Origin of the sequence: Vibrio sp. B172a (assembly GCF_030248355.1) — a bacterium.
Lineage (GTDB): Bacteria > Pseudomonadota > Gammaproteobacteria > Enterobacterales > Vibrionaceae > Vibrio > Vibrio owensii.
This window is the reverse complement of the sequence record NZ_JAHGAC010000007.1, coordinates 200,121-217,790: the sequence shown is the minus strand read 5'-3', so window position 1 is coordinate 217,790 and position 17,670 is coordinate 200,121. Positions and strand designations below refer to the sequence as shown.

At 45.8% G+C, this 17,670-nt stretch carries 17 protein-coding genes and 1 riboswitch; of the genes, 15 read left to right on the top strand and 2 right to left on the bottom strand.

Annotation, left to right across the window (positions count from 1 at the left end):
- Positions 1-123 precede the first annotated feature (123 nt).
- Positions 124-1,527 carry a quorum-sensing sigma-54 dependent transcriptional regulator LuxO gene (gene luxO, locus KIT90_RS08960; protein WP_005439670.1) on the top strand — a complete coding sequence of 468 codons (1,404 nt, stop codon included), beginning with the start codon at positions 124-126 and terminating at the stop codon, positions 1,525-1,527.
- Positions 1,524-1,868 carry a quorum-sensing phosphorelay protein LuxU gene (gene luxU, locus KIT90_RS08955; protein ID WP_285376334.1) on the top strand — a complete coding sequence of 115 codons (345 nt, stop codon included), beginning with the start codon at positions 1,524-1,526 and terminating at the stop codon, positions 1,866-1,868. Before luxO ends, luxU begins: the two co-directional genes overlap by 4 nt.
- A 97-nt stretch (positions 1,869-1,965) precedes the next feature.
- Here the strand turns inward: luxU and KIT90_RS08950 are convergent, their stop codons facing one another.
- Positions 1,966-2,859: a YvcK family protein gene (locus KIT90_RS08950; protein ID WP_005439666.1), complete on the bottom strand. Its 894-nt coding sequence runs from the start codon at positions 2,857-2,859 to the stop codon at positions 1,966-1,968.
- 175 nt (positions 2,860-3,034) lie between these two features.
- Positions 3,035-3,168: riboswitch (molybdenum cofactor riboswitch) on the top strand.
- Between KIT90_RS08950 and moaA the strand changes: the two genes are divergently transcribed.
- The 13 genes from moaA to KIT90_RS08885 all read left to right on the top strand — a co-directional run bounded on the left by moaA (position 3,157) and on the right by KIT90_RS08885 (position 15,425).
- A complete protein-coding gene (moaA, locus tag KIT90_RS08945) occupies positions 3,157-4,146 on the top strand; it encodes a GTP 3',8-cyclase MoaA (protein ID WP_005439665.1) in 990 nt (329 codons plus the stop codon). (Overlaps the previous riboswitch by 12 nt.)
- A 101-nt stretch (positions 4,147-4,247) precedes the next feature.
- Complete coding sequence (gene moaB, locus KIT90_RS08940; protein ID WP_005433210.1) at positions 4,248-4,760, top strand: molybdenum cofactor biosynthesis protein B; 513 nt, start codon at positions 4,248-4,250, stop codon at positions 4,758-4,760.
- A gap of 26 nt (positions 4,761-4,786) precedes the next feature.
- Positions 4,787-5,263, top strand: a complete 477-nt coding sequence (gene moaC / locus KIT90_RS08935) for a cyclic pyranopterin monophosphate synthase MoaC (RefSeq protein ID WP_005439664.1) — start codon at positions 4,787-4,789, stop codon at positions 5,261-5,263.
- Entirely contained in the window at positions 5,263-5,520 is a 258-nt protein-coding gene (moaD, locus tag KIT90_RS08930) for a molybdopterin synthase sulfur carrier subunit (protein ID WP_009707280.1), read from the top strand. Before moaC ends, moaD begins: the two co-directional genes overlap by 1 nt.
- Before the next feature lies 1 nt (position 5,521).
- Complete coding sequence (gene moaE, locus KIT90_RS08925) at positions 5,522-5,977, top strand: molybdopterin synthase catalytic subunit MoaE (RefSeq protein WP_009707279.1); 456 nt, start codon at positions 5,522-5,524, stop codon at positions 5,975-5,977.
- A gap of 561 nt (positions 5,978-6,538) precedes the next feature.
- Entirely contained in the window at positions 6,539-8,170 is a 1,632-nt protein-coding gene (locus KIT90_RS08920; RefSeq protein ID WP_009707278.1) for an ABC transporter substrate-binding protein, read from the top strand.
- 108 nt (positions 8,171-8,278) lie between these two features.
- Positions 8,279-9,199 carry an oligopeptide ABC transporter permease OppB gene (oppB, locus tag KIT90_RS08915; protein ID WP_005433208.1) on the top strand — a complete coding sequence of 307 codons (921 nt, stop codon included), beginning with the start codon at positions 8,279-8,281 and terminating at the stop codon, positions 9,197-9,199.
- A gap of 15 nt (positions 9,200-9,214) precedes the next feature.
- On the top strand, positions 9,215-10,117 hold the full coding sequence (gene oppC, locus KIT90_RS08910; protein ID WP_009707276.1) for an oligopeptide ABC transporter permease OppC: 903 nt from the start codon (positions 9,215-9,217) through the stop codon (positions 10,115-10,117).
- Positions 10,118-10,147: 30 nt separating this feature from the next.
- Positions 10,148-11,119, top strand: a complete 972-nt coding sequence (locus tag KIT90_RS08905; protein ID WP_005444728.1) for an ABC transporter ATP-binding protein — start codon at positions 10,148-10,150, stop codon at positions 11,117-11,119.
- Entirely contained in the window at positions 11,116-12,108 is a 993-nt protein-coding gene (gene oppF / locus KIT90_RS08900; RefSeq protein WP_005439644.1) for a murein tripeptide/oligopeptide ABC transporter ATP binding protein OppF, read from the top strand. The genes KIT90_RS08905 and oppF overlap by 4 nt, the downstream gene beginning before the upstream one ends.
- Before the next feature lie 184 nt (positions 12,109-12,292).
- Positions 12,293-13,237, top strand: a complete 945-nt coding sequence (locus KIT90_RS08895; RefSeq protein ID WP_132698027.1) for a glutathione S-transferase family protein — start codon at positions 12,293-12,295, stop codon at positions 13,235-13,237.
- A gap of 135 nt (positions 13,238-13,372) precedes the next feature.
- Positions 13,373-14,644: an MgtC/SapB family protein gene (locus KIT90_RS08890; RefSeq protein ID WP_285376328.1), complete on the top strand. Its 1,272-nt coding sequence runs from the start codon at positions 13,373-13,375 to the stop codon at positions 14,642-14,644.
- 160 nt (positions 14,645-14,804) lie between these two features.
- Complete coding sequence (locus KIT90_RS08885; protein ID WP_005439641.1) at positions 14,805-15,425, top strand: hypothetical protein; 621 nt, start codon at positions 14,805-14,807, stop codon at positions 15,423-15,425.
- Between the two features lie 60 nt (positions 15,426-15,485).
- Here the strand turns inward: KIT90_RS08885 and pta are convergent, their stop codons facing one another.
- Complete coding sequence (gene pta, locus KIT90_RS08880) at positions 15,486-17,651, bottom strand: phosphate acetyltransferase (RefSeq protein WP_005439640.1); 2,166 nt, start codon at positions 17,649-17,651, stop codon at positions 15,486-15,488.
- Positions 17,652-17,670 lie beyond the last annotated feature (19 nt).

Below are 17,670 nucleotides of genomic sequence, written 5' to 3'. Positions count from 1 at the left end.
ATTTAACCTGTTGATATTCGGTTTAATTTGGTTAGAATACCCACAATCCAACAAATGATTATTTGCAAAATGCAAAGCGTAATGCGATTATTATTTAAAACACAACAAAAAATCGGCTAGGCTATGCAACAAATAACAGAAGGTCAAAAGTCTCGTTATCTACTAATGGTAGAAGACACCGCATCCGTTGCGGCATTGTACCGTTCTTACCTGACGCCTCTCGGCATCGATATTAATATTGTTGGAACAGGCAGAGACGCCATCGAAAGCCTGAACCATCGAATTCCCGATCTGATTCTGCTCGATCTCCGCTTACCTGATATGACGGGGATGGACGTATTGCACGCGGTGAAGAAAAGCCACCCAGACGTGCCAATCATCTTTATGACTGCTCATGGCTCTATCGACACTGCGGTAGAAGCGATGCGTCATGGTTCTCAAGACTTCTTAATCAAGCCATGTGAAGCCGACCGTCTTCGTGTCACGGTGAACAACGCAATTCGCAAAGCAACCAAGCTTAAGAATGAAGCGGATAACCCGGGTAACCAAAATTACCAAGGCTTTATCGGCAGTAGCCAAACCATGCAGCAGGTTTACCGAACCATTGACTCCGCAGCGAGTAGTAAAGCGAGTATTTTCATCACGGGTGAAAGTGGTACTGGTAAAGAGGTGTGTGCCGAAGCCATTCACGCAGCAAGCAAACGTGGTGATAAGCCGTTTATCGCTATTAACTGTGCTGCGATCCCAAAAGATCTAATTGAAAGTGAATTGTTTGGTCACGTAAAAGGCGCGTTTACCGGTGCTGCGAATGATCGCCAAGGTGCGGCTGAGCTTGCCGATGGTGGCACGTTGTTCCTTGATGAATTGTGTGAAATGGACTTAGATCTTCAAACTAAGTTATTGCGCTTTATCCAAACGGGTACTTTCCAAAAAGTGGGCTCTTCAAAGATGAAGAGTGTCGACGTGCGATTCGTGTGTGCGACCAACCGCGATCCTTGGAAAGAAGTGCAAGAAGGCCGTTTCCGTGAAGACTTGTACTACCGTTTGTACGTGATTCCTTTGCATCTTCCACCGTTACGTGAGCGCGGCGAAGACGTGATTGAAATTGCGTATTCGCTACTGGGCTATATGTCTCACGAGGAAGGCAAGAGTTTTATCCGTTTTGCACAAGATGTGATTGAACGTTTCAACAGTTACGAATGGCCGGGTAACGTCCGTCAGTTGCAAAACGTACTGCGTAATATCGTTGTACTGAACAACGGCAAAGAAATTACTTTGGACATGCTGCCACCACCACTGAATCAACCGGTGGTTCGTCAATCAATTTCAAAATTTATTGAACCTGAAATTATGACGGTGTCAGACATTATGCCACTGTGGATGACTGAAAAAATGGCCATCGAGCAGGCGATTCAGGCGTGTGACGGCAACATTCCACGCGCCGCGGGCTACCTAGATGTCAGCCCATCAACGATTTATCGCAAGTTGCAAGCTTGGAATAGCAAGGACGAAAAACAGAACGTATGAGTACGGACGTATTAAATCAGCAAAAAATTGAAGAACTCTCTGCCGAAATTGGCCGTGATAATGTTCCTGTTTTGCTTGATATTTTTCTTGGGGAAATGGATACCTACATCAGCAACCTATCCACTCTTGTAGGTACTGAGCAGTTGGTTTACTTAAAAGAGATAAGCCACGCGTTGAAGAGCAGTGCAGCGAGTTTTGGTGCTGATCGACTGTGTGAACTGGCTATTGCCATTGATAAGCAAGCCAAAGCAAATCAGTTGGCAGAGCATGGGAGTGAAGTTGGTGAGATGCTCGATTTACTGCATGAGACTCGCGAGACTTACCGCTCTTGGACAAAGTAACCAACTCAGATAACCAAATAAAGCAATAACAGCTGTTTATAAACAAGAAGCCCTTCCGATGTGGAAGGGCTTTTTTATGAACTTTGCTTAATGAAGGTTAATCAGTGAGCAGTTGGCTCTCAATTGCAAGCTTCAGCTTTTCACGGTCGTGACGCCAATCGCGGTTAGTCGACGCTAATGATTCAGTGACAACGTTCCAGTTATCTAGAACTTCTTGTTCGGTCTCTTCTGCTAATACAACATCTATTTTTCTGCCTTGGCAAGCTCGCTCACACCATTCAAGCTTTTGCTTCATCGTCATTCGACCTGCAGGACCATATTCTGGGCTTAAGTTCGCCACAAAAATCACTTTTGCTTTTTGGTTAGCGGCAATCGCTTTACCAAGTTCTGGCAATAGTAATGGCGGCATGATGCTTGTTAAGAAGCTGCCAGGGCCAAGAATAATTACGTCTGCTTCTGCCAGTGCAGTCACGGCTTCTTTCGTTGCAGGAACTTCTGGTGACAGATCGAGACGACGCAGATCGGTGTCCATCTCATCGACGTTAGTTTCACCCGTCACCCACTGCCCATCCACTGATAACGCAGTGAGATCGGAAGGATGCTCAGACATAGGAAGAATGTGAACGTCCACTTTGAGCATGTTACGGATAAGATTGATCGCATCGAGAGGGCGTACCGATAGATTATCCAGTGCGGTCAGCATTAGGTTACCGAGGTTGTGTCCGTCGAGTTCACCAGTACCTTTAAAGCGGTACTCGAACATCATTGAACTGATCGATGGCTCGGTGATCAACTGGTTGATACAGTTGCGCGTGTCACCCCAAGCAATACCACCCTGACAATGACGGATACGGCCAGTTGAACCACCGTTATCAGTTGTCGCAACAATGCCTGTTGCATTGCTGCCAAAATCTTTTAACGCCGCCAACATACGGCCCAAACCGTGACCACCGCCAACTGCGACCACTTTCTTATCGGTGTAGATATTCATTACGTTCTTCTAATAATCTTGTAAAAAACGACTACAATTTAACTTAACGAGTGCCAAAGGGGTACTCACTAAGCGGTAAATTGTGTTTCTAGAGAGTTTTTTATCACTCAAGTCTGGATTCCATTACAAATATTAAGTATTTTACACGGCAAAGCTATCAGGGGTTTACCTCCTCTGGTTGCCATAACTCCGAGCTCACTATGCTAAGTCCTAGGATAAGCGTCTTGAGCCAGTGACATACTGTCACAAGGGCATACTTGGAAATGATTATGCCTCCCGTGTTTGGAAAGGTGTTCCGTGGCGCAACAATTCGAAGACAAATTTCATCGTAAGTTCTATTACTTGCGTCTGTCAGTGACTGACGTTTGTAATTTTAAATGTACCTATTGCCTTCCTGACGGCTACAAGCCATCGGGCAATAAAAACTCGTCATTTCTTTCTCTCCCAGAGATCAAACGTGTTGTAAAAGCGTTTGCAGATTGTGGTACCTCAAAGGTACGTATCACAGGTGGAGAGCCGAGTTTACGCAAAGACTTTACTGACATTATCCACTCAGTAGCAACCACGCCGGGTATCAAAAAGGTCGCGACAACGACTAATGGTTACCGCATGGCGAAACAAGTTGCTGACTGGCGTGAAGCTGGCTTGACTAACATCAACGTGAGTGTGGATAGCCTTGACCCGCGTATGTTCCATCAAATCACAGGTGAAAATAAATTCACTGAAGTGATGAATGGTATCGAACGTGCATTTGAAGTGGGTTATGAGCAAGTCAAAGTCAATGTGGTACTAATGAAAGACCTCAACCACAACGAGCTACCTGCTTTCCTCAACTGGATTAAAGACCGTCCTATCCAACTGCGTTTTATCGAACTGATGCAGACGGGAGAAATGGATGATCTGTTTGCTAAGCACCATGTTTCTGGTGTCGCTATCCGCAATCAATTAATTGCCAATGGTTGGTTACTCAAAGTACGTTCTCATAATGATGGTCCTGCACAGGTATTTGTTCATCCAGATTACAAGGGTGAAATTGGCCTGATCATGCCATACGAAAAAGACTTCTGTGAGAGCTGTAACCGACTTCGTGTCTCCGCTTTGGGTAAACTGCATCTGTGTCTGTTCGGTGATCATGGCGTGGAACTGCGTGACCTACTAGAGCGTGACGAGCAAGAAAATGAATTGATTGAACGTATTCAAGCGCAGCTGCAAACGAAATCCGTGAGTCACTTCTTGCACGATGGCAACACAGGTATGACGCCACATCTCGCGTCTATCGGCGGTTAATTCCAATCAGATTTCACATCGGGAGCTGACGTGGCTTTCGATGATTTTTTCCAGAATCGATACTCTGCGTATCAAAGCAAAAATAGAGAATAGGTGAACAAATGGGTCACGCTGAAAGCAAATTTCAACCTGCAAACATTGCCGTTCTGACGGTATCTGACACTCGTACTGAAGAAAACGACACTTCTGGTGGTTACCTAGTTGAACACGCAAAAGAAGCGGGTCACAACGTAGTCGATAAGCAGATCGTTATCGATGACATGTACAAGATCCGCGCGATCGTATCTCAATGGATTGCAGACGAAAATGTACAAGCAATCATGATCACTGGCGGTACGGGTTTCACTTCACGTGACAGCACACCAGAAGCACTTAAGCCACTATTTGATAAAGAAGTCGAAGGTTTTGGTGAACTATTCCGTTTGGTTTCTTACGAAGAGATTGGTACTTCAACCATTCAGTCTCGTGCGATCGCTGGTTTCGCTAACCACACTGTTATCTTTGCAATGCCAGGTTCTACTGGTGCGTGCCGTACTGGTTGGACGAAGATCATCAAGCAACAGCTAGATGCAAGCCATCGTCCTTGTAACTTTATGCCACACCTATCTGTATAACCTTTCCTAAAAGCGAAGGAAAAACAATGACCCAATTTACACATATCAACGCGTCTGGCGAAGCTAACATGGTGGACGTATCAGCAAAAGCGGAAACCGTTCGTGAAGCACGTGCTGAAGCGTTCGTGCACATGGCTCCAGAAACACTGCAACTTATTGTTTCAGGCCAACACCACAAAGGTGATGTGTTTGCGACGGCTCGTATTGCTGGTATTCAAGCTGCTAAGAAAACATGGGATTTGATTCCTCTTTGTCACCCTCTGTTGCTTTCTAAGGTTGAAGTTCAATTGGAAGCTATCGAAGCAGAAAACAAAGTACGTATCGAATCTGTATGTAAGCTAGCGGGTAAAACAGGCGTAGAAATGGAAGCGCTGACGGCGGCTTCAGTGGCGGCGTTAACGATTTACGATATGTGTAAAGCGGTGCAGAAAGACATGGTTATTGAACAAGTTCGTCTCCTAGAGAAGACGGGCGGTAAATCTGGACACTTCAAGGCGGAATAATGATTAAAGTACTTTTCTTTGCTCAAACGCGAGAGCTAGTTGGTATGGATGGTCTAGAACTTGAAGGCCAGTTTGATAATGTAGAAGCCATTCGAGCTCACCTTGTTGAGTCAGGTGCTGACAAAGAAGGCAAGTGGGATTTAGCGCTAGAACCAGGTAAGTTACTGGCAGCGGTAAACCAGTCCATCGTACCTCTAGATACAGCAGTGAAAGCGGGTGATGAAGTTGCCTTCTTCCCACCGGTAACAGGGGGCTAATATGGATCCTCGCGTTTCTGTACAAGCTGAAGACTTTTCGGTCGATCAAGAATACCAACGTCTATCAGAAGGCACGTCTTCTGGTGCGGTAGTGACCTTCATCGGTAAAGTTCGTGATATGAACCTTGGCGACAACGTGATTGGTCTTCACCTAGAGCATTATCCGGGTATGACGGAGAAAAGCCTGATCGACATCTGTGATGAGGCGGAATCACGTTGGCCTTTGTTAGGCGTTCGCGTTATTCACCGTATTGGTGATCTCGATACTGGTGACCAAATCGTTTTTGTTGGTGTGTCTAGTGCACATCGTGGTGCGGCATTTGATGCTTGCGAGTTCATTATGGACTTTCTAAAGACTAAAGCACCATTCTGGAAAAAAGAGCGCACCACCAGTGAAAACCGCTGGATTGAGTCTCGCGATACCGATCATCAAGCTGCACAGCGTTGGGAAAAGTAGGGCAGTTTTTTATTCTGCTAGCAAATCGTTCAAAGCCAGATGTTAATAGCGTCTGGCTTTTTGTTTTTTTAGCGTAAAAAGCGAGCTCATTTTCTACTCTCACTTGCCGTCAAAACCACCATTTTTCCTCTCTTTCTCCTCTCGGTGACCTTGTTCACAATAAAAAATATCGAACGAGATATATGCAATTATTAATTAGACTCAATGTGTCATAAATGTTAATTTTTGTACATATATCTAGCATAAGATGCTATCAAAGAGTTTGAATTTAGATTTATCGAAAGTTTTGCCTGTCAAATGACCATGCGAATCTGTATTTCTCTACTCAATACTTTTTGTGCGGTATTTATTGCTAAATAAGGGCACTATTTACAGAATTATTAGTTTTTTTGCTACATTTTTATGGCAAATTACTTCAATGGTTGCTAATGTGTGCCGCAGTCTTTGTAAGGTTTTAGTGTTTTGTGCTCAAAAAGTGCGCTAAAAAATTCTAAAATTCTGACCGTTCCAGTCCCTTGCAGAGAAGTCATGGATGCTAATGAAAAACTTGGAGTTTTACGCATGTATAAGAACAAAATCACCCAAGCCCTTCTTCTAGGTGCTGGTCTGGCAGTGGCTGCCTCTTCTACTACCGCTTTCGCTGCTGACGTTCCAGCAGGCACTAAACTTGCTGAGAAACAAGAAATCGTTCGCGGTAACGGTACCGAAGTTGCAACAATTGACCCGCACAAATCTCAAGGTGTTCCAGAGTCGCATGTGATTCGTGATCTCCTTGAAGGCTTAGTGAACCAAAATGCAGACGGCGACACTATCCCTGGTGTAGCTGAGAGCTGGGAAACCTCAGACAACAAAACTTTCACTTTCCACCTACGTAAAGACGCTAAATGGTCTAACGGCGATCCTGTAACAGCACAAGATTTCGTTTACAGCTGGCAGCGTGCAGTCGATCCTGCAACCGCTTCGCCATACTCTTGGTACATGGAATACACCAAGATGAAAAACGCGAAAGACATCGTTGCGGGCAAAAAAGACAAGAGCGAGCTAGGTGTTAAAGCGACAGATGACCACACACTTGTGGTTGAGCTAGACACAGCGGTTCCTTACTTTGTAATGATGGCTGGTCACACAACAATGAAACCAGTACACAAAGCGACAGTTGAGAAGTTTGGTGATCAATGGACGAAACCAGAAAACTTCGTAGGTAACGGCGCTTATGTAGTAAACAACTGGGTTGTGAACGAGCGTCTAGAGCTTGTTCGTAACGAACAGTACTGGGATAACGACAAAACTGTTATCAACAAAGTAACGTACCTTCCAATCGAAAACGGCGTTGCTGAAATGAACCGTTTCCTATCTGGTGAAATCGACTTCACGTCTAAACTGCCGACTGAGCACTTTAAGCGTCTGAAGAAAGAGCACCCAGAGTCAGTATCGGTTGAGGGCAGCCTGTGTACTTACTACTACTCATTCAACACTAAGAAAGAGCCTTTCAATGACGTTCGCGTTCGTAAAGCGATTTCTTATGCAATTGACCGTAACATCGTAGCAAACGCGATTCTTGGCCAAGGTCAGAAACCTGCTTACTTCCTAACGCCTGAAATCACTGCGCACTTCAACCCTGAGCTTCCAGCTTACGGCAAGATGACGCAAAAAGAGCGTAACGAAGAAGCGGCACGCCTATTGGCAGAAGCGGGTTACGGCAAAGACAACCCTCTTAAGTTCTCTCTTCTATACAACACAGATGAGAACCACAAGAAACTAGCAGTAGCGCTTGGTTCTATGTGGAAGAAAACTCTAGGTCTAGATGTAACACTAGAAAACCAAGAGTGGAAAACTTACCTATCTACGAAAGACCAAGGTGATTTCGAAGTAGCACGCGCTGGTTGGTGTGGCGACTACAACGAAGCATCTTCATTCCTAACCCTTATGGTTAGCTCGAACACAACTGGTGGTCAGCACTGGGGTAACAAAGAGTACGATGCTCTGATCGACAAAGCGATTAAGTCGACTTCAGAAGAAGAGCGTACCAAGATCTACCTAGAAGCTGAGCAACTGATGGCTCAAGATATGCCTATCGCGCCTATCTACCAGTACGTTCGTTCTCGTCTATTAAACCCGCACGTTGGTGGTTTCCCTGCTAACAACGCGGAAGAAAAGATCTACACCAAAGATCTTTACATCAAAGCAGACTAATTAAAGTCGCTTCAAGACTATAAGAATAAGGCCCACACGTCCCAACAGCGGGACGTGCGGTGCCTATCATCAATTTTTTTAACTGTCACAGACTGAAAGAGTGAGTTTATGCTTAAATTCATCGCAAAAAGGATATTTGAGGCGATCCCAACAATGTTGGTTTTGATCACCGTATCTTTCTTTCTTATGCGTTTCGCACCGGGTAACCCATTCTCGAGCGAGCGTCCATTACCGCCAGAAGTTATGGCGAACATTGAAGCCAAATACGGCCTAGATAAGCCAGTATTTGAGCAGTACACCACGTACTTGACTAACGTTGTCCAAGGTGACTTTGGTCCTTCATTCAAATACTTAGATTACACAGTAAACGAGCTAATTTCGGTAGCACTACCAGTATCGGCGAAGGTGGGTTTCATTGCCTTTATCTTCACGGTCATTCTGGGGGTGACGATCGGGACCATAGCAGCGCTCAAACAAAACTCGTGGCTTGACTACACCATTATGTCTACGGCGATGCTTGGGGTAGTAATGCCATCCTTCGTGTTGGCGCCAGCTTTGATTTACTTGTTCTCGCTCCACTGGAATTTATTCCCTGCAGGCGGTTGGCATGATGGCTCATGGCAATATTTGGTGCTGCCAGTGATTGCAATGTCACTGCTTTATGTCGCCACGTTTGCTCGTATCACTCGTGGTTCAATGATCGAGACATTGAACAGTAACTTTATCCGAACTGCCCGTGCGAAAGGTCTAAGCTACCGTTACATCATCTTGAAACACGCATTAAAACCAGCCCTGCTTCCTGTAGTGTCTTACATGGGACCTGCGTTTGTCGGCATTATCACCGGCTCGGTAGTTGTTGAGACCATCTTTGGTCTGCCAGGTATTGGTAAGCTGTTTGTAAACGCAGCCTTTAACCGTGACTACTCGCTAGTAATGGGTGTAACCATTTTGATTGGTTTCCTATTCATCTTGTTCAACGCTATCGTTGATATTCTGCTAGCAATGATTGACCCGAAAATTCGCTACTAACAGGGAAGTATGGTTATGTTAACGAAAAAAGAGAATCTTGAAGCGGTCGAGAAATTTGCAGAGAACCTGGAAGTTGAAGGCCGTAGTTTGTGGCAAGACGCCCGCATCCGCTTTATGCGTAACAAAGCGGCGATGGTGAGCTTGTTCATTCTTGCATTGATGACCCTTGCGGTAATCTTCCTGCCAATGCTGGCACCTTACACATTTGACGATACAGACTGGTACGCAATGCACGTTGGTCCAAGTGCTGAGCACTGGTTCGGTACTGACAGCTTAGGTCGTGACCTTTACGTACGTACGCTGATTGGCGGTCGTATCTCTCTAATGGTTGGTGTTCTTGGTGCATTGGTTGCGGTTGTGATTGGTACGCTTTACGGTGCGGCTTCTGGCTTCATCGGCGGTAAAGTTGACCGTATCATGATGCGTATTCTTGAAATCCTATACGCGGTTCCGTTCATGTTCCTAGTTATCGTACTAGTAACATTCTTCGGCCGTAACATCGTTCTTATCTTCGTCGCTATCGGTGCTATTGCGTGGCTAGATATGGCTCGTATCGTACGTGGTCAAACGCTAAGTCTACGTAGTAAAGAGTTTATTGAAGCGGCACACGTTTGTGGTGTGAGCAAGTGGAAGATCATCACTCGCCATATCGTACCAAACGTACTGGGTATCGTAGCGGTTTACTCAACTCTACTTATCCCAAGCATGATTCTGACTGAATCATTCCTTTCATTCCTTGGTCTTGGTGTACAGGAACCAATGACAAGTTGGGGCGCACTTCTACAAGAAGGTTCGCAAACAATGGAAGTAGCAATCTGGCAGCTGGCGTTCCCAGCAGTATTCATGGTTGTGACTCTATTCTGCTTCAACTACGTTGGTGACGGTCTGCGCGATGCGTTGGATCCAAAAGACAGATAATTAAAAATAGAAAGAATAAAGGAAGCAATGATGAGTTTATTAGATGTCAAAGATCTGCGCGTCGAATTTACCACGCAAGATGGTATCGTAACCGCAGTAAACGATTTGAACTTCTCTCTGAATCAAGGTGAAACCCTAGGTATCGTAGGTGAGTCTGGTTCAGGTAAGTCACAAACTGTATTCGCAATCATGGGTCTACTGGCTAAGAACGGTATTATCTCTGGTAGCGCGAAATTTGAAGGTCGAGAAATCCTTAACCTTCCAGAAAAAGAGCTTAACAAGGTTCGAGCGGAACAGATCGCTATGATCTTCCAAGACCCGATGACCTCTCTTAACCCATACATGAAAGTCAGTGATCAGCTGATGGAAGTTCTGATGCTGCACAAAGGTATGGGCAAGGCAGAAGCGTTCGAAGAGTCTGTTCGCATGCTTGAAGCAGTAAAAATCCCAGAAGCTCGTAAGCGTATCACCATGTACCCACACGAGTTCTCTGGCGGTATGCGTCAGCGTGTAATGATCGCAATGGCACTACTGTGTCGTCCAAAACTGCTTATTGCGGATGAGCCAACCACGGCATTGGACGTTACGGTTCAAGCACAGATCATGGATCTGCTGAACGAACTGAAATCTGAGTTCAATACTGCAATCATCATGATCACGCACGACCTTGGTGTCGTAGCGGGTTCTTGTGACAAAGTACTGGTGATGTACGCAGGTCGTACCATGGAGTACGGCACAGTGAACGAAATCTTCTACAACCCAAGCCACCCTTACGCGGAAGGTCTATTGAAGGCGATTCCTCGTTTGGATACAGAAGGCGAGATCCTGCCAACAATTCCAGGTAACCCGCCTAACTTGCTTCGTCTACCACCTGGCTGTCCTTACCAAGATCGCTGCCACCGTGTGATGGATCGTTGTAAGCGTGAAGCACCGATTCTGACACCGTTTGGTGATGGCCGTCAGCGTGCATGTTTTTCTGAATGGGAGGCTTGGAGCAAATGAGTACAGACAAAAAACTAATTCTGGATGTATCTGATCTGAAAGTTCACTTCAGCATTGCATCAAAATCTGCATGGCCTTGGGCAAAACCATCAAGCCTAAAAGCGGTAGACGGCGTAAACGTTCGTCTATACGAAGGTGAGACTCTTGGGGTAGTAGGTGAGTCTGGTTGTGGTAAATCGACGTTTGCTCGCGCGATCATTGGTTTGGTTGAAGCAACAGATGGCGAAGTAGTTTGGTTAGGCCAAGACCTAACGAAGATGAAAGACGTCCAACGCCGTGAAACGCGCAAAGAAATTCAAATGATTTTCCAAGATCCTTTGGCTTCTTTGAACCCGCGTATGACTGTGGGCGACATCATCGCTGAGCCGCTAGAGACGTTCTACCCAGAACTGACGAAGCAAGAAGTGAAAGACCGCGTTAAAGAAATGATGGCGAAGGTAGGTCTACTGCCAAACGTTATCAACCGTTACCCACACGAGTTCTCAGGTGGTCAGTGTCAACGTATTGGTATCGCTCGTGCCCTTATTCTAAAGCCAAAGATGATCATCTGTGACGAACCGGTATCAGCACTGGACGTATCGATTCAAGCTCAGGTTGTTAACCTATTGAAAGAGCTGCAAAAAGAGCTTGGTCTTTCATTGGTATTCATCGCGCACGATTTGTCAGTGGTGAAACACATCTCTGACCGCGTATTGGTTATGTACCTAGGTAACGCTGTTGAACTGGGTGAAGCGGAAGCATTGTTTGCCGATCCAAAACACCCATACACACGTGCGTTGATGTCAGCGGTTCCAATTCCGGATCCGGAAATTGAACGCAGCAAGAAGATTCAGATGCTAGAAGGTGATCTACCATCACCAATTAATCCTCCTTCTGGTTGTGTGTTCCGTACTCGTTGTCCTCAAGCGACGGATGAGTGTGCGAAGACCAGACCACACATCGAAGGTTCAGACGTTCACGCAGTATCTTGTCTACACGTAGCAGTGTAATTAAATTCAGCCTGTGACGGGCTTAAGCGCGGCTCCTTTTATAGGGTCGCGCTTTTTTTATGCCTACGATATTGGCCGGAACTAGTTCATTCGAAATTCTTGAACAAGATGGACTAAGTGGCCGGATTATAAGCTTTGTGTGATTCGCTAATATAGTGGAAAACAAATTAAGAGGAGAGCAGTCATGGGTAAGTTAGTTGAGGGCGTTTGGCACGATGTATGGTACGAGACTAAATCTAATGGCGGTAAGTTCGTTCGTGAAGATGCGGGCTTTCGTAATTGGATAAAGAACAAACCCGATGCGACATTCCAACCTGAAACGGGTCGTTACCACCTTTACGTTTCTCTTGCTTGTCCGTGGGCGCACCGCACGCTGATCTTCCGCAGACTAAAAGGTTTGGAAAAGCACATCGATGTCACGGTCGTTTGCCCAGACATGCTCAGCGAAGGTTGGCAGATGGGCTTACCTGAGCCACTGTTTGGCCATACTCGTATGCACCAAATCTACACTCAAGCTAAGCCCGATTACACTGGTCGCGTTACTGTTCCGGTTTTGTGGGACAAAAAGACCAACACCATCGTGTCGAATGAATCGTCTGAAATCATCCGTATGTTTAACTCTGAGTTTAACGAACTCACTGGTAACAACGATGATTATTACCCAGAGCAACTTCAAAGCGTGATTGATGAGTGGAATGACTACATTTATCCGAACGTGAACAATGGCGTATACCGTTGTGGTTTTGCGACAACGCAAGAAGCTTATGAAGAAGCGTTTGACTCACTGTTTGCTGCACTGGATAAAATCGACGCTCACCTTGCAACGCATCGTTATCTAGCGGGCAATAAAATCACCGAAGCAGATTGGCGCTTGTTTACGACCCTTGTTCGCTTTGATGCGGTATACGTAGGTCATTTCAAATGTAATAAACAACGCATTGCGGATTACGTAAACATTCAAGGCTATTTGAAAGAGCTATACCAAGTAGAAGGCGTGGCAGAAACCACAGACTTCTACCACATTAAGCGCCACTACTATTTCAGTCACACTGGTATCAACCCAACACAAGTTGTACCCAAAGGCCCTGAATTAGATTTGGATTCGCCTCATGGTCGAGAATCTATCTAAGTTTCAAACTGCTAAGAAAAGTGCTACTTGATGTGGCGCTTTTCTTTTTTCTCAATATCTTCTCACCATCACAGCTTCTTCCTACCGATCACATAAACTGATGATATAACAACCGATCTTTGACTGAGGTGGGGTATGGATATCAATGAGTTTGTCAGTGGCGAGCATCTAATTTGGAATCTGTTTGTTGCTCTGCTTTTGGGAGCGATTGTGGGAACCCAACGTGGCTGGGTGATGCGTAACAGCGTCGAAGGCAGTCGCGTTGCAGGTATCCGCACCTTTTCTTTAGTCGGTTTGCTTGGTGGCTTGGTTGGGATTCTTGCCCATCTGTATACGCCTTTGCTACTCGGCTTTGCTCTTATTGCTTTGGTGATTCTCGCTTGCATTGCGTTTGTTATTCAGCAAAAAAAGAGCGAGGACATCAGCATCACCGGCGTGGTCAGTTTGGTGATCACCTTTGTACTTGGCAGTCTGGCTGTTTCAGGTGAAGCGGTGCTCGCTGCGGCGGCGGCAGTCATCACAGCAGTCGTGCTGGATAACAAGAAAGAGCTTCATCAGGCTTTGCAGCGCCTTCAAGAGTACGAACTTGATGCAGCTTTGCGTCTTCTGCTTATTTCCATCGTTTTATTGCCTCTTTTACCCAACCAAGCTTACGGTCCTTGGAAAGCTTTGAATCCTTATGAGATTTGGTGGATGGTGGTACTGATCGCCAGTATTTCATTTGTCGGTTATTTCGCGATTAAGATCGGCGGAGCGAAGCGGGGCATATTGTTTACGTCTGTCTTCGCTGGCTTAAGTTCTTCTACCGCACTGACGTTGCAGTTCTCTCATCTTTCACGTGAGCAGGAAGGTATCAGCCCTCTGCTCGCCAGTGGAATCTTATTGAGTTGCGGGACTATGTTTCCTCGTTTGTTGATTGTCCTATCTGTTCTCAATCCTCAATTAGTGAGTTTGTTATGGCCGATTGTTTTAGTCATGATGATTGCGCTCTACTTGCCGGCTTGGTGGATATGGCGTCGCAGTGAAGTCGAGAAAATAGAGCAATCGAACAAACAGACTAACCCGTTGGCGCTTCAATCAGCACTGTTCTTTGGTGTTGTATTAGCGATCATTATGTTGTTATCTCATGCCCTCTCAGATTGGTTTGGCAGTGCAGGTATCTTAGTTCTATCTGCGGTGTCGGGGATTACGGATGTTGATGCTATTTCACTGACTTTAGGGCGTCAAAGTACTCAGTCTTTGGCGATAGATGTTGCTGTGCTCGGGATATTTATCGCGGCTTCAGTGAATACCATTGTTAAGATGGGGATGGTACTTATGATAGGCGCTCGTCAACTGTGGGCTAAGGTTGTTCCACCCATGTTGAGTGCGGTTTGTTTGGGTGGGCTTGTCTATTTGGCGCTTTAGAACAAATAACCGTCTGATGCAAAAACAATTTATTAGGTCGCGAGCTAGGTTCCAATCTGTAATTATCAATCAAGTAAAACTCATTCCTTTTTCTATACTGATTCACCAAGTGCTGAGCTTTCGTGCTAAGCGCTAGGAATCTGAACAAGGAAGAAACGATATGATTACTGTATTTCCAGGAGTGGTCGAAGGTACGGGCTTTAAATGGAAAACCGTGGAACAACCTATTACTAAATATAACGACGCTGTGGCCTATTTACGCCAATCTAGTGCGGCCGCAGCACTATTAGATTTCCTCTCGGGAGGTGAAGAGGTCACGTTACTTTGTACAACTGACACAACTAGCAGCTTTTTTCCTGCAGAAATCGTAAAACAAGCAGGCTGCAATGTTCGCGGCAGTTTAGTGACTTGGAATCCTTTTGATAGCTTGAATGTAAACGACATTAAGCGCAACAAACCCGTCGGGCGCAGTCGTGTGCCAAATAACAATGTATCTAGAGGGACGCAGTCACCAGCAGTTGGACTTATTCATGAGTTTGGTCACGCGCGTCAATACATGTTGAAACGAGATTGGTTCATGACGCACTATCGCGCTGCCTCAAGTGGTAGTGATAGCGATAGGCTCATCATAGAAAATGATAACTTGCTTACCGTAGAGTCCGTTGTTGCTCGCCAGCTCAATGAAGGTGTTCGTTGGAAGTATAGGGACATCGGATCGAGTAATACGAATTTGAACGTGCAGTATCAATTAAACCGTCCAATGGACCCGATTCTTGTCTAGCAACAAGAAATAAAAAACCTCGCCGTGGCGAGGTTTTTTCATTCAGAAAGATGCGGTTAATTAGTTAACAGCTTTTTCTTTTGCTTGGTCAGCTTGATCTGCCTGAATCGCAGTTAGAGCAACTGTGTACACGATATCGTCTACTAGTGCACCGCGAGATAGATCGTTTACAGGCTTGCGCATACCTTGCAGCATTGGACCGATAGATACTAGGTCTGCTGAACGTTGTACCGCTTTGTAAGTCGTGTTACCAGTGTTTAGGTCTGGGAATACGAATACTGTTGCTTTACCTGCTACTGGAGAGTTAGGCGCTTTAGAAGCTGCCACGTTTTCCATGATCGCTGCATCGTACTGTAGAGGACCGTCGATCACTAGATCTGGACGTTTCTCTTGAGCAATCTTAGTTGCTTCACGTACTTTATCTACGTCTGCACCCTTACCAGATTCACCAGTAGAGTAAGAGATCATAGCAACGCGAGGGTCGATACCGAATGCCGCTGCAGAATCAGCAGATTGGATAGCGATTTCAGCAAGCTGTTCCGCTGTTGGATCTGGGTTAATCGCACAGTCACCGTAAACCAATACTTGGTCAGGTAGTAGCATGAAGAATACAGAAGATACGATAGACGCATCAGGTGCAGTCTTGATGATTTGGAACGGAGGAACGATAGTGTTTGCTGTGGTATGAACCGCACCAGAAACTAGACCGTCTACTTCGTCGTTCTCAAGCATCATTGTGCCTAGGAATACTGAATCTTGTAGCTTCTCACGAGCAACAACTTCAGTCATACCTTTCGCGCCACGTAGTTCAACTAGACGAGCAACGTAGTTTTCACGAACTTCATCAGAGTTGATGATAGTTACGCCAGCACCTAGCTCAACGCCTTGTTGTGCAGCAACGCGACGGATTTCGTCTGGGTTACCTAGAAGCACACATTCAGCGATACCGCGCTCAGCACAGATAGCCGCAGCTTTAACTGTACGTGGCTCATCACCTTCAGGAAGAACGATACGCTTGCCAGCTTTACGAGCGAACTCAGTTAGCTGGTAACGGAATGCTGGTGGGCTTAGACGACGAGACTTCTGAGTGCCTTCAGTCATAGACTCGATCCAGTTACCGTCGATGTGACCAGCAACGTGCTCGTTGATGAACTCGATACGCTCTTTATCGTCTGCAGGTACTTCGATAGAGAAGCTCTGTAGGTTTAGAGAAGTCTGCCAAGTGTTACCTTGTGCTTTGAAGATCGGTAGACCAGTTTCGAACGCTGGCTTACAAAGACCAGTGATCTCTTCAGGGATGTCGTAACCGCCAGTCAATAGAACTGCACCGATATCAACACCGTTCATTGCTGCAAGTGCTGCTGCAACGATTACGTCTGGACGGTCTGCTGAAGTAACAAGTAGAGAACCTGGTTTGAAGTGCTCAATCATGTTTGGCAGAGAACGTGCACAGAAAGTGATGCTCTTGATACGACGAGTCGCAATGTCACCTTCGTTGATGATGTCAGCGTTTAGGTGCTGAGCCATATCGATTGCACGAGTAGCGATCAGGTCGATGCTCCATGGCACGCAACCTAGTACACGAATTGGAGAAGTGTTGAAGATTTCCATCACTTTCATTTCGTTTTGCTTCGCGCTGTCTGCATCGTCAAAGATTTCAGATAGGTCAGGGCGAGTACGGCCAGCTTCGTCAACAGGTGCGTTTAGCTTGTTGATGATTACGCCAGAGATGTTCTTGTTCTTAGTACCACCGAAGTTAGAACATGCTACTTCGATGCGCTCTTTAAGTTGAGCTGGGTTATCTGTACCAGGAGTTGCAACAAGAACGATTTCCGCACCTAGAGTTGCTGCGATTTCCGCGTTCACTTGGTTAGCGAATGGGTGCTTACGAGTTGGTACTAGACCTTCGATAAGCGTTACGTCTGCATCTTTGTTGATTTGGTTGTAACGCTCAACAACAGTTTCTAGCAGCTCGTCCATGTTGTCGTTACCGATTAGGCTTTCAGCAACAGACATCGCTAGTGGTTGACCGATCTTCATATCGCTGTTGTAACCAACGATAGTTGAAGTTAGATCAGGTTGATCACCGCCAGAACGTGGCTGTGAAATTGGTTTGTAGAAAGAAACCTTAACGCCTTTGCGCTCCATTGCGCGAAGAACACCCATGCTTACGCTAGTTAGACCAACACCAGCACTTGCAGGGATAAGCATAATAGTACGAGACATTCGTAGAGTACCTTTAGCT

Excerpts from the sequence above, each read along its gene's own strand:
- luxO (WP_005439670.1), top strand. The coding sequence starts at position 124 with ATGCAACAAATAACAGAAGGTCAAAAGTCTCGTTATCTACTAATGGTA.
- luxU (WP_285376334.1), top strand. The coding sequence starts at position 1,524 with ATGAGTACGGACGTATTAAATCAGCAAAAAATTGAAGAACTCTCTGCC.
- KIT90_RS08950 (WP_005439666.1), bottom strand. The coding sequence starts at position 2,859 with ATGAATATCTACACCGATAAGAAAGTGGTCGCAGTTGGCGGTGGTCAC.
- moaB (WP_005433210.1), top strand. The coding sequence starts at position 4,248 with ATGGGTCACGCTGAAAGCAAATTTCAACCTGCAAACATTGCCGTTCTG.
- moaC (WP_005439664.1), top strand. The coding sequence starts at position 4,787 with ATGACCCAATTTACACATATCAACGCGTCTGGCGAAGCTAACATGGTG.
- moaD (WP_009707280.1), top strand. The coding sequence starts at position 5,263 with ATGATTAAAGTACTTTTCTTTGCTCAAACGCGAGAGCTAGTTGGTATG.
- moaE (WP_009707279.1), top strand. The coding sequence starts at position 5,522 with ATGGATCCTCGCGTTTCTGTACAAGCTGAAGACTTTTCGGTCGATCAA.
- KIT90_RS08920 (WP_009707278.1), top strand. The coding sequence starts at position 6,539 with ATGTATAAGAACAAAATCACCCAAGCCCTTCTTCTAGGTGCTGGTCTG.
- oppB (WP_005433208.1), top strand. The coding sequence starts at position 8,279 with ATGCTTAAATTCATCGCAAAAAGGATATTTGAGGCGATCCCAACAATG.
- oppC (WP_009707276.1), top strand. The coding sequence starts at position 9,215 with ATGTTAACGAAAAAAGAGAATCTTGAAGCGGTCGAGAAATTTGCAGAG.
- KIT90_RS08905 (WP_005444728.1), top strand. The coding sequence starts at position 10,148 with ATGAGTTTATTAGATGTCAAAGATCTGCGCGTCGAATTTACCACGCAA.
- oppF (WP_005439644.1), top strand. The coding sequence starts at position 11,116 with ATGAGTACAGACAAAAAACTAATTCTGGATGTATCTGATCTGAAAGTT.
- KIT90_RS08895 (WP_132698027.1), top strand. The coding sequence starts at position 12,293 with ATGGGTAAGTTAGTTGAGGGCGTTTGGCACGATGTATGGTACGAGACT.
- KIT90_RS08890 (WP_285376328.1), top strand. The coding sequence starts at position 13,373 with ATGGATATCAATGAGTTTGTCAGTGGCGAGCATCTAATTTGGAATCTG.
- KIT90_RS08885 (WP_005439641.1), top strand. The coding sequence starts at position 14,805 with ATGATTACTGTATTTCCAGGAGTGGTCGAAGGTACGGGCTTTAAATGG.
- pta (WP_005439640.1), bottom strand. The coding sequence starts at position 17,651 with ATGTCTCGTACTATTATGCTTATCCCTGCAAGTGCTGGTGTTGGTCTA.